This is a genomic window from Chitinolyticbacter albus (assembly GCF_024437655.1).
GTDB classification, from domain to species: domain Bacteria; phylum Pseudomonadota; class Gammaproteobacteria; order Burkholderiales; family Chitinibacteraceae; genus Chitinolyticbacter; species Chitinolyticbacter albus.
Map to the genome: position 1 here is coordinate 41,561 of NZ_JANBVF010000035.1, position 11,370 is coordinate 52,930.

12 protein-coding genes are annotated in these 11,370 nt (G+C 66.2%); 6 read left to right on the forward strand and 6 right to left on the reverse strand.

The window, feature by feature from the left end:
• Positions 1-6: 6 nt before the first annotated feature.
• Complete coding sequence (locus NLI84_RS16225) at positions 7-780, forward strand: hypothetical protein (RefSeq protein ID WP_255991723.1); 774 nt, start codon at positions 7-9, stop codon at positions 778-780.
• 201 nt (positions 781-981) lie between these two features.
• Here the strand turns inward: NLI84_RS16225 and NLI84_RS16230 are convergent, their stop codons facing one another.
• The 6 genes from NLI84_RS16230 to NLI84_RS16255 form a co-directional block, all read right to left on the reverse strand.
• The gene (locus tag NLI84_RS16230) at positions 982-1,518 is read right to left on the reverse strand and encodes an SRPBCC family protein (protein ID WP_255991724.1); all 537 of its coding nucleotides are present in this window, start codon (positions 1,516-1,518) and stop codon (positions 982-984) included.
• 12 nt (positions 1,519-1,530) lie between these two features.
• Positions 1,531-1,962 (reverse strand): YciI family protein, encoded by a 432-nt coding sequence (locus NLI84_RS16235; RefSeq protein WP_255991725.1) that lies wholly within the window; start codon positions 1,960-1,962, stop codon positions 1,531-1,533.
• Between the two features lie 18 nt (positions 1,963-1,980).
• The gene (locus tag NLI84_RS16240; protein ID WP_255991726.1) at positions 1,981-2,496 is read right to left on the reverse strand and encodes an SRPBCC family protein; all 516 of its coding nucleotides are present in this window, start codon (positions 2,494-2,496) and stop codon (positions 1,981-1,983) included.
• A 21-nt stretch (positions 2,497-2,517) separates the two neighbouring features.
• Positions 2,518-3,000 carry an SRPBCC family protein gene (locus NLI84_RS16245; RefSeq protein WP_255991727.1) on the reverse strand — a complete coding sequence of 161 codons (483 nt, stop codon included), beginning with the start codon at positions 2,998-3,000 and terminating at the stop codon, positions 2,518-2,520.
• Positions 3,001-3,069: 69 nt separating this feature from the next.
• Positions 3,070-3,411: an ArsR/SmtB family transcription factor gene (locus tag NLI84_RS16250; protein WP_255991728.1), complete on the reverse strand. Its 342-nt coding sequence runs from the start codon at positions 3,409-3,411 to the stop codon at positions 3,070-3,072.
• A 141-nt stretch (positions 3,412-3,552) separates the two neighbouring features.
• On the reverse strand, positions 3,553-4,650 hold the full coding sequence (locus tag NLI84_RS16255) for an N-acetylglucosamine-6-phosphate deacetylase (RefSeq protein ID WP_255991729.1): 1,098 nt from the start codon (positions 4,648-4,650) through the stop codon (positions 3,553-3,555).
• A gap of 182 nt (positions 4,651-4,832) precedes the next feature.
• Here NLI84_RS16255 and dusB point away from each other — a divergent pair, with 182 nt between their 5' ends.
• The 5 genes from dusB to purD all read left to right on the forward strand — a co-directional run bounded on the left by dusB (position 4,833) and on the right by purD (position 11,313).
• Positions 4,833-5,864, forward strand: coding sequence for a tRNA dihydrouridine synthase DusB (dusB, locus tag NLI84_RS16260; RefSeq protein ID WP_255991731.1), 1,032 nt, complete (start codon positions 4,833-4,835; stop codon positions 5,862-5,864).
• Complete coding sequence (locus tag NLI84_RS16265) at positions 5,861-6,124, forward strand: helix-turn-helix domain-containing protein (RefSeq protein ID WP_255991732.1); 264 nt, start codon at positions 5,861-5,863, stop codon at positions 6,122-6,124. Before dusB ends, NLI84_RS16265 begins: the two co-directional genes overlap by 4 nt.
• 27 nt (positions 6,125-6,151) lie before the next feature.
• On the forward strand, positions 6,152-7,714 hold the full coding sequence (gene purH, locus NLI84_RS16270; protein ID WP_255991733.1) for a bifunctional phosphoribosylaminoimidazolecarboxamide formyltransferase/IMP cyclohydrolase: 1,563 nt from the start codon (positions 6,152-6,154) through the stop codon (positions 7,712-7,714).
• Between the two features lie 249 nt (positions 7,715-7,963).
• Positions 7,964-10,042, forward strand: coding sequence for an acyltransferase family protein (locus NLI84_RS16275; protein ID WP_255991734.1), 2,079 nt, complete (start codon positions 7,964-7,966; stop codon positions 10,040-10,042).
• The gene (purD, locus tag NLI84_RS16280; protein ID WP_255991735.1) at positions 10,039-11,313 is read left to right on the forward strand and encodes a phosphoribosylamine--glycine ligase; all 1,275 of its coding nucleotides are present in this window, start codon (positions 10,039-10,041) and stop codon (positions 11,311-11,313) included. The genes NLI84_RS16275 and purD overlap by 4 nt, the downstream gene beginning before the upstream one ends.
• The last annotated feature ends 57 nt before the right edge of the window (positions 11,314-11,370 follow it).

Here is an 11,370-nt window from a genome sequence, read left to right on the forward strand (position 1 = left end):
CCCACCATGCTGCATGCCCTCGAAAAGCTGTTCGATGCCGACCTCAAAGCGCTGCTGGGCGACAAGGCCAGCCTGGTGCTGGGCGTGGCGTTGCCGGCGCCGACAGCCGCCAAACCGGCGGTATGCGTGAGTGCGACGCGGCTGGAAACCGGTGGAGCGGGGGACGAGGCCGGCGGCGCGCGTGGACCGGCGCATCAACTGCGCGCACAGACGTTGACTGCGTTGGCGGGTCAGCCGACCACCTTCAAGCTGCCCGCGGGCTACTCGGTCGCCGATGTGCAGGCGCCGCCCGGGCGGCTCTTGAACGCGGCGGATCACTACGTGCAGCAAGGCCAGACGCTGCAATTTCTGACGCCGCCACCGGCGCCGGTACTGGCGCGACTGCGCGGCGACGCGGCGCGCGGCTATACCGAACGCCAGTCGGCAAGCATCGAGCTGCTCGTTACGGTCTGGGCTGCCAGCGGCGCGGTCGCCAGTGCGCTGTCGGGCGAGGTGGTCGGCGCCGTCCTGGCCCGGTTCAGCGATACCAGCGTGATCGATCTCGTCACGCCCGGCGAGGGGCCACTGGCGCTGCGGCTGTACCGGCCGCTGGCGTGGCCCGCGCGCGTGGAATCGACGCTGCAACGGCTCGGTGCCAGCGACTGGCCGTGCGTGACGGTGTTGCTGGCGGTGCGTGGAGAGCTGGAGCTGGCGCTCGGCGTCGGCGCGCCCGATCCGGTTTCGCGCATCGAGCACATCGAGTACCAGACCCAGGTGCAGCCGGGCTTTTCGCCCGGTTGATGCCCGCTCAGGCTGGCATGACGGCGAGATCGTCGGCGAGCCGCGCCCGCATCTGCCGTCCGCCGTCGACGGGGCCAAGCGACTTCACCTTCTCGCAAGCCGCTGCCGTGGCGAGCTCAGCACGATGAGGCGCTCGTTCGGCTCGGCACTCGCCATCTGCGGCGGTGTCACCGGCGGCTTCGATCCAGCCGCCGCCGGCACTCAGCGGCCTTCGGCTGCCGCCTTGAGCTTGGTGAGGCCCGCCTCGAAATCGCGGCCGATCAGCGCATCCATATTGCAGAACACCTGCATCACTCGGGCGATCCACGGGTTGGGGCCGTGCATGCTCCAGCTCACCGCAGTGCCGCCATCCTTGGGCACGAGGCTGAATTCGGCGACGTTTTCGCCAGGGAACGGCCGCACGAAGCGCAGTGCGATAGCGAGGCGCTGCGGCGCATGGGCCTCGGTGATCTCCATCGTTCCTTCGCCCGCCTTGCCGCTGCCGTTCCAGCCGTAGACCGCGCCGACGCCTTGGCTTGCGCCGCCGTATTCACGCTTCATGTTCGGATCGATCGTCTCGAACGGCGACCAGGCCGACCAGCGTTTGAAATCGCTGATGTAGGGGAAAATGGCCTCGGCCGGCGCGTTGATCTGCTGCGTGCGCACCACGCGGAAGGTGTCGGGTTTACGCGCCGCGAGGATGGCAACGAGGGCGATCGCGACGACCAGAGCGATGAGGAGCCATTTGACGACGAGCATGACGGGCTCCGCCTAGTGCGCGTTGCGCGCGGCGAGATCGCTGGCGAGGCGTTGTTCCTGCTCGCGCAGCTCGGGCGTGAGCGCGTCGCCGAAATCGTCCATTTCGAACAGCGGGCGAATCTCGACTTCGGTTTCGCCGATCATGGGGTTGGGGCAACGCTTCACCCATTCGATCGCTTCGGCTAACGACTGCACCTGCCACAGCCAGAAGCCGGCGATCAGATCGCCCGTGTCGGGAAACGGCCCGTGGGTCACGCTGCGCTCTTTTCCGGAAAAGCGTACCCGCGCGCCGCGCGAGGTGGGATGCAGCCCGTCGCCGGCCTGCATGATGCCGGCGGCAACCAGTTCCTCGTTGTAGCGGCCCATGTCGCTGAGCAGCTGTTCGCCGGGCATTTCGCCCGCTTCGCTGTGTTGGTCCGCCTTGATGATGACCATGACGCGCATGTTCGAACTCCTTGGGGTTTACGAGTGTAGGGTGAGCGCGGCGGCAAGCCGCTCGAACGCATCGCGCCAGCCGGCGATGAAGCCGGCGGCAACGATGGCCTCGGTCGCTGTATTGGCGACGCGGGCGTGGATGGTAATGCGGGTGGCGTCCGGCGCGTGTTCGGCGAAGGTCACCGTCACCAGGCTATGCGGCGGGATGCCGGCGCCGCAGGGATGGCGGTCGTCCAGCATTCCCGAATAGACGATGCGCTCGGGCCGCACCACCTCGTGATAGGTGCCCTCGCACGGGTAAACGATGCCGTCCGGGCTGCACAAATCGAGCCGGAAACGGCCGCCGACGCGCAGGTCGATTTCGCAGCGCAGCCCGGCAAAGCCGTGCGGACCCCACCAGTGCGGCAGTTGCTCGGGGTTGGTCCAAGCGTCGAACACCAGCGCGCGCGGCGCGGGTAACACCCGGGTGAGCACGATGTCGTGATGGTTGGGCGGGGCGAGAACGATCTGCGATTCGAAGCCGGGCAGGGTGTGGTTGGACATGGCGTGCGGTCTGGGTGGGGCTCAGTTGGCCAGCGCAGCGGCGCGGCTGGCGTAGGCGGCGAGCCGGTCGAAGCACTCGCTCCAGCCTCCATGGTGGCCATCGCGTTCGGCGCTCGACTGGAACGGCGCCTGGCGGAACACCATGCGGGTGGTACCGCCGAGGTCGGCGAACTGGATGGTCACGAGGTTTTCCAGACCACGCTCACCGTCCTCTTCCCAGGCGAAGGTGAACACCAATTTTTCCGGCGTGACGATCTCGCGGTAGTGGCCGCGCATCCAGTAGTCCTGCCCTTCGGGCGAGCGGATGCAGGCGCGGTAGGCACCGCCGACGCGAAAATCCATCTCGCACGATGGCACGGTGAAATCCTTGGGCCCCAGCCAGTGCACCTGGTGCTCGGCCGAGCTCCAGGCGGCGAACACCAGATGGCGTGGCGCCGGCAAGGTGCGGGTGATGACGAGCTCGCGATCGGTGGCCAACAGGGCGGCACTACTGGACAACAGCATGGTGTTTTCCTTTCGATATGGCCGTCTGTGCGGCGCGGGGTCGGCGAGCCTCGATGGAGGCTGGTGGGCTCAGGTTTCCTTGCCGTCCTTGGCCTGCAGTTCCAGCAGGTAGGCTTCCAGCCGGTCGAGCCGGGCTTCCCAGAAACGGCGGTATTGCTCCACCCAGTCGGCCACGTCCTGCAGCGGCTTGGCTTCCAGCTTGCACGGCCGCCACTGGGCCTGTCGGCCCTGGGTGATCAGCCCGGCGCGTTGCAGCACCTTGAGGTGCTTGGTCACGGCGGGCAGGCTGATGTCGAACGGTTCGGCCAGCTCCGTCACCGAAGTCTCGCCCAGGCACAGACGGGCAAGGATGGCGCGGCGGGTCGGGTCGGCGAGGGCGGCGAAGGTGGCGCTGAGTGGATCGGACTGCATGTATTGCTCGTTGCTTAGTTAACTGATTGGTAAACTAAGGCGCGCAAGAGGCTGCGTCAAGCAGTAGAAAGCTGCTTTGCGATATACGGCAGTATTTTGTCAGCAAGCCGCGCTATCGCTAGGTGGCACGGCGCAGCGGCGTCAGCTCGGCAGTGGCGCACCGTCGATGTGAACGGCGATGACGTTGAGATCGCGATCGAGCTCGACCACGTCGCCACGCGCGCCCGGCACCAGCCGGCCGATATCGCTGCGGCCGAGGTAGTCCGCAGGGTTGCGCGACACGCGGTACGAAGCATCCTCCAGCGTGAGGCCCAGCTGCACCAGGTTGCGCAGCGCCACATCCATGGTCAGCGCGCTGCCGGCCAGCGTGCCGTCCGGCAGCGTGACGGCACCGAGGCATTTGCTGAGCGTGCGGCCGTGGATCGGGTAGCTGCCGTCGGGCAGGCCGGCGGTCTGCGTGGCGTCGGTCACGCAATAGAGCTTGGGAATGCAGCGCAGCGCCACCTTCATCGCGCCGGGGTGGACATGGATCAGGTCAGGGATCAGCTCGCTGTACTCGGCATGCGCGAGCGCAGCGCCCACCATGCCCGGCGCGCGGTGCGCCAGCGGCGTCATCGCGTTATAGAGATGGGTGAAGCCGGCGGCGCCGTGGTTGAGAGCCGCGACGCCGTCTTCATAGCTGCCGAGCGAATGGCCGATCTGCACGCGGATGCCGCGCTGGGTGAGCTCGGCGATCAGTGCGGCATTGCCGGCGTATTCGGGCGAGAGCGTGATCACGGCGATGGGCGCGAGTCGGTGGTAGCCCTCGATCTCGGCCAGATCCACCGGCCGCACCGTATCGGGCAGGCCACCGAGCCGCCCCGGGTTCACGTAGGGGCCTTCCAGATGCACGCCGATCAGCCTGGCGGCGCCGGCAGGGCGTTCACGGCACAGCGCGCCCAGCCCAGCGAGCACAGCGGTCAGCGTGGCATGGTCGGCGCCGACGGTGGTCGCGAGCAGGCTGGTGGTGCCCGAGCGCGCATGCAGGCTGGCAACAGCGCTGGCCGCTTGCGGCCCTTCCATGAAGTCGTGACCGAGCGCGCCGTGGATATGCAGGTCGATGAAGCCCGGTAGCAGGTAGTGCGCGTTGTTATCCACCGGGTCAACCGGTTTGGCGTCGATCGTGCCGATCCGCTCGCCATCGAACGCTAGTGTGCCGAGGCGCCAGCCGTCGGGGGTGAGCAGGTTGCCGCGCAGCATGGAGCACCTCTTAGAGCAAAACGCCATCGTCGCCGCATGGCTTGTCTGGCGCAAGTGCCGCTGCCCGCTACGGCAAGCCGGGCTTGGACTGCGGCGCGACCGGCTGCCAGCGGGCGGTTGCCCAAAAAATAGGCAGGCGTTAGAATGCGCGCCTCTCGCCATTCCCCCCTTGCCTTGCCGCCATGCGCATCGGCCCCTATCAACTTGCGAACAACCTGATCGTCGCGCCGATGGCCGGCGTGACGGACAAGCCGTTCCGGCAGCTGTGCAAGCGCTTTGGCGCGGGCCACGCGGTGAGCGAGATGATCACGGCCGACCAGAGCCTGCGGCTGACCAAGAAGACGCTGCGCCGCGCCGATTTCGATGGCGAGCTCGCGCCGGTCTCGGTGCAGATCGCCGGCTCCGATCCGGCCCAGCTTGCCGAGGCAGCGCGTTACCAGGTGGATAACGGCGCGCAGATCGTCGACATCAACATGGGTTGCCCGGCCAAGAAGGTGTGCAACAAGCTGGCGGGCTCCGCCCTGTTGCAGCACGAGCAACTCGTCGGCGAGATACTCGAAGCGGTGGTCAAGGCGGTGGATGTGCCGGTCACGCTGAAGACCCGGCTGGGGTTCCGGAATGGCGAGGAGAACATCCTGCGCGTGGCCAGGATGGCCGAGGACGCTGGCATTGCCGCACTGGCCATCCACGGGCGCACCCGCGAAGACATGTACAACGGCGACGCCCGCTACGCGCTGATCCGCGAGGTGAAGGCGAGCGTGGCCATGCCCATCATCGCCAACGGCGATATCGACAGCCCGCTTAAGGCGCGCGAGGTGCTCGCAACCACCGGCGCGGACGCCATCATGGTCGGCCGCGCGGCGCAGGGCCGGCCGTGGCTGTTTGGCGAGATCGCGCATTTCCTCGCCACCGGCGAGACCCTGCCGGCTCCGCGCGTGGCGGAGATCAGCGAGGTGCTGCTGGAGCATCTCGATGCGCTGTACAGCCATTACGGCGAATACTCGGGTTGTCGCATCGCCCGCAAGCATATTGCCTGGTACACCAAGGGTTTATCGGGCAGCAATCCATTCCGGCAGGCTATGTACCGGCTGGAAACAACCGCAGAACAGAGGGAGGAGACCCGCGCGTATTTTGCGCGCCTGGGTCAGGAGAGCGAGAGGCTGCGCTACGTCGACGACGTGGCTGCGGATCAGGAACAATCGGGGGAAGCATGAACCATAACGATGATCGCGCCGTAAGTTCGGTCAGCGATCCGATCGCCGAAGCCATTGCGGCTTCACTCGAACAGTATTTCCAGGACCTGGATGGCGAGGCGCCGTGCGCGGTGTACGACATGGTATTGGCGCGGGTGGAAAAGCCCTTGCTCACGCTGGTACTGGCCCGCGTCGACGGTAATCAGACCCGCGCCGCCGAGGTGCTCGGCATCAATCGCAATACGCTGCGCAAGAAACTGCAGACGTACGACCTACTGTAATCACCAAACCAAAAACAGGTGCATGAGATGAGCAAAATCACGCGGGCGCTGATCAGCGTCTCGGACAAGACCGGCGTTCTGGCGTTTGCCCAAGCGCTGGCCGCGCAGGGTGTAGAGATCCTTTCCACCGGCGGCACCGCCAAGCTGTTTGCCGAGAACGGCGTGCCGGTGATCGAGGTGTCGGACTACACCGGCTTCCCGGAAATGCTGGATGGCCGCGTGAAGACGCTGCACCCGAAGATCCACGGCGGCATCCTCGGCCGGCGTGATCTCGATGCCCACGTGGCAACGATGAAGGAACACGGCATCGGCAATATCGATCTCGTCTGCGTGAACCTGTATCCGTTCGAGGCGACCATCGCCAAGCCCGGCTGCAGCTTCGAGGACGCCATCGAGAACATCGACATCGGTGGCCCGGCCATGGTGCGCTCCGCCGCCAAGAACCATGCCCACGTCGCTATCGTCACCGACGCGGCCGAGTATGTCGGCCTGGTCGACGAGATGAAGGCGAACGGCGGCGCGCTCAGTCTCGCCACCCGCGTCAATCTCGCCAAAAAGGCGTTCAGCCATACCGCGGCCTACGATGGCGCGATCTCCAATTACCTGACCGCGCTGACCGCCGAGGGCGAGAAGGCGGCGTATCCGCAGCGTCTCAACCTGCAGTTCGAGAAGGTGCAGGACATGCGCTACGGCGAGAACCCGCACCAGAGCGCCGCGTTCTACCGTGACCTGCATCCTGCCCCGGGCAGCCTCGCCAACTACAAGCAGTTCCAGGGCAAGGAGCTCAGCTACAACAACATCGCCGACGCCGACGCCGCCTGGGAGGCGGTCAAGCAGTTCGAGCTGCCGGCGTGCGTGATCGTCAAGCATGCCAACCCGTGCGGCATCGCTGTCGCGGCCGATCCGTACAGCGCCTACCAGCTGGCGTTCGCCACCGACACCACCAGCGCGTTCGGCGGCATCATCGCTTTCAACAAGCCGGTCGACGTCGAGACCGCTGAGGCGGTATCGAAGCAGTTCATGGAAGTACTGATCGCCCCGGGCTACACCCCGGCCGCGCTGGAATTGCTCGCCAAGAAGGTGAACGTGCGCGTGCTCGAAGTCGCCATCGAAACGGGTGAGAACAAGTTCGACCTCAAGCGTGTCGGCGGTGGCCTCCTGGTGCAGACCCCGGATACCCACACGCTGACGCTGGCTGATCTCAAGGTCGTGACCAAGATCCAGCCGACCGATGCCCAACTCAAGGACCTGCTGTTCGCCTGGAACGTGGCCAAGTTCGTGAAATCGAACGCCATCGTGTTCTGCGGCAAGGGCCAGACCCTCGGTATCGGCGCCGGTCAGATGAGTCGTGTCGACAGCACCAAGATCGCCGCGATCAAGGCCCGCAACGCCGGGCTCGATCTGCGCGGCTCGGTGGCCGCATCGGATGCGTTCTTCCCGTTCCGCGACGGCGTGGATGTGATCGCCGAGAACGGCGTTGCCGCCATCATCCAGCCGGGCGGCTCGGTGCGTGACGACGAAGTGATCGCCGCGGCGGACGAGCATGGCATTGCCATGGTGGTCACCGGCATCCGCCACTTCCGCCATTGATTGTGCGGCTGCGCAGTCCGATGACTTTGTCGCTGCGCGCCTCGTGTACATCAAAGTACACGTCGGCGCTGGCTTCGCGTCCTCGGGCTGCTCGCTCGCCCATGGCCGTGGGTTGCGCGGTGTGATGGCCAGGGTGCGTGGCGAGTCGCGAACAATGAGGCGCGCATCGCCACTGCGTTCCGTGCCCTCGTACGGCCCGCTCCCGAATCGCCCCGGTTTGCGCCGACCCATCTGGATCGCCCACCTTCCATGACATCGACCTCCCCACAACCCGCATGGCCCGCCATCGATGGCCTGCGGGCGCTGGCCGTGCTCGGCGTGGTGCTGTACCACGCCGGCTGGTCGCTGTTCGGCGGTGGCTTCGTCGGCGTCGATGTCTTTTTCGTGATCTCGGGCTTTTTGCTCGGCGATCTGCTGTGGCGCGGCCGCGCGCGCCTGTCGTTCACCGATTTCATGGCTCGCCGCATCCGCCGCCTGCTGCCAGCGCTACTTTTGATGCTGGCGACGATCGCCGTGCTCGCCGCATGGTGGTATGCCCCTGGCGATCGTTCCGGCATGCTGCGTGCCGGGCAGCGCGCTGCGTACTTCACCTCCAATGTCTATTTCGAGAAGCACGCTGGCGATTATTTCGCCGCCAGCGTGAAGCTCAACCCGTTTTTGCACACCTGGTCGCTGGCGGTCGAGTTCCAGTTCTACCTGCTGCTGTTCGCGCTGGCCTGGCTGGCATTTCGCTTTGGCCGTACCGCCGGCAATATCGTGCTCGGCGCGGCGACGATCGCATCGTTCTGTTATGCCGAGTTCCTGTTGCCGGCCGAGCGCAGCACGGCGTTCTACCTGCTGCTGCCACGGTTCTGGGAGCTGGGCATCGGCGCGTGCCTCGCGCTGAACCGGGCGAGCCTGTGCGGCGGGATCGAACGATACCCGCGCGGGCGCATGGCGTCGTTCTGGCTGGGAGCGGGCGCCGTGATCGCCGCGATGCTGCTGTTCGACGCGGACATGCGTTTTCCGGGGTTGGCCGCCGCATTGCCGGTCGGCGGCAGCTTGCTGATGCTGGCGGCTATCGTGGCGGGTCAGCGATCGCCGCTCGATCGGGCGCCAGTGGTGCAGCTGGGCCGGCTGTCCTACGGCTGGTATCTGTGGCACTGGCCCTTGATCGCCATGCTGGCCGTCTACGGCGCGCGACCCTGGACGCTCTGGGTCAATACCGCCGCCATCGGCGTGGCGCTGCTGCTGGCCTACGCGAGCTGGCGCTGGGTCGAGTCGCCGCTGCGTTTCATTCCCGCGCTGCGCAGGGTCTCGACCTGGGGCAGCCTTGCCGCCCTGGCCCTGGTCGCCGTTCTGGCGGGCAAGTTGGCAAGTCATGACTGGAAGGGCGTGCAGTTCAGCGACGAGTATGATCTGGCGCGCATACCGCAATGCGCTGGCGAGGCCGAGGAGGCCCGCTCCGCCACGCTGACGCCACGGCAGCGCTGCACCATCCATGCCGATGAAGGTGGCAGCATGGAGCCCGCGGTGTATGTGTGGGGCGATTCGCACGCCTCGCACTATGGACCGCTGTTTGCTGCCTTCGCTGCCGACACGCAATTGCCCGTGTTGATGCGCGGCAGTGCCGGCAGCCCGCCGCTTGCCGGTACGGCCGTGCGCGAGCCGGAAGGAACGAAACCCATCGTCACCGCGCTGACTCGCGCCAAGCTGGCTGAAATCTCGGCGTTGCCGCAGCTGAAGGGCGTGGTGCTGTCGGCCTACTGGACCAGCTATATCGGCGATCCGCCCGCGTTTGCCGGTTCCGATACCCGCTACCTGGTCGATGCGGCCTGGAGCGAGGATGAAGTCGAGCAACGCTTGAGCACCGATGAATCGCTGCAGATCATGGCGCGCACGTTGGATGCCACGCTGGCCACGCTGGTGCGGCAAGGCAAGCGCGTGCTGGTGATCGCGGACAGCCCCGAATTCCCGTGGCGCGTGCCCGATTGCCTGTACTACGGGGGCGATGCCTTGCGCTGCGCCATTTCGCGCCACGAGGCGGAAGCCCAGCGCAGCAAGGTGCTGGCCGTGATACGTGCTGCGAGTTCGCGCTATCCGCAATCGGTGCGGATCTGGGACCCGTTCAAACAGGTATGCGACGCCGAACGCTGCAGCGCGGTGGCCAGCGGCATACCTATCTATCGCGACAGCGACCATTTCAACCCGGCCTTTATCGCCACCCTGTATCCTGTTGTGCGCGACGAATTGGCCTGGCTCGTTTCAATGCCGCCAGCGAAGACGCTCACGCAGGCGCAGAGCGCTGGCAAGGCCCCTGTTTTTGCATCAGGCAAGGAAATCCCATGAACATACTCGTCATCGGCAATGGTGGCCGTGAACACGCACTGGCGTGGAAGCTGGCGCAGAGCCCGCGCGTGGCCAAGATCTTCGTCGCACCCGGCAATGCCGGAACCGCGCTCGATCCCCATCTCGTCAACGTGCCGGCCCACACCATCGATGAGCTGCTGGCCTTTGCCAAGACCGAGCAGGTGGCCTTTACCGTGGTCGGGCCCGAGGCGCCGTTGTCGCAGGGCGTGGTCGATGCCTTCCGTGCCGCAGGCCTCAAGATTTTCGGCCCGACCCGCGCTGCCGCCCAGCTCGAATGGTCCAAGGACTACGCCAAGGCCTTTATGCAGCGCCACGGCATTCCCACTGCCGCCTACGAGACCTTCAGCGACGCCAGGGCAGCGCACGACTACATCGCCGCGCGTGGTGCGCCCATCGTGATCAAGGCCGATGGCCTTGCCGCAGGCAAGGGCGTGGTGGTGGCGTTGAGCCTGGACGAAGCGCACGCCGCCGTCGACATGATGCTGGAAGGCAACAAGTTCGGTGATGCCGGCGCCCGCGTGGTGATCGAGGATTTCCTCGAAGGCGAGGAAGCGAGCTTCATCGTGATGGTCGATGGCAAGAATGTATTGCCGATGGCATCGAGCCAGGACCACAAGCGCCTCTTGGACGCCGACCAGGGCCCGAACACTGGCGGCATGGGCGCCTACAGCCCGGCCCCGGTGGTCACCCCGGAAGTGCACGCCCGCGCCATGCGCGAGGTGATCCTGCCCACCGTGGCCGGCATGGCCAAGGACGGCATCGAGTACACCGGTTTCCTCTATGCCGGCCTGATGGTCGGCGCCGACAACTCGGTGAAGGTGGTCGAATTCAACTGCCGCTTCGGCGACCCGGAAACCCAGCCCATCATGATGCGACTCAAGAGCGACTTCGTCGCGCTGATCGAGGCCGGCATCAACGGCACGCTGGATCAAGTGGAAGCCGAATGGGATCGCCGCGTCGCCATGGGCGTGGTGCTGGCTGCCGCCAACTACCCGGAAACGCCGAAGAAGGGCGACGTGATCACCGGTCACACGGTGCACGAGGAAGATGGCCACATCTTCCACGCCGGCACGACGCAGAACGCGGCCGGTGAGGTCGTCACCGCCGGTGGGCGCGTGCTGTGCGTCACCGCGCTGGCCGACAGCTTCAAGACCGCGCACAAGCGCGCCTACGAGCTCGTGGCCGGGGTGAGTTTCGAGGGCATGCAGTACCGCAGCGATATTGGCTGGCGAGCGATTGCACGCAAGTGAGAACGTAGGCCGCACCAAGAAAAACCGCCGGGGAACCGGCGGTTTTTATTTTTGGGG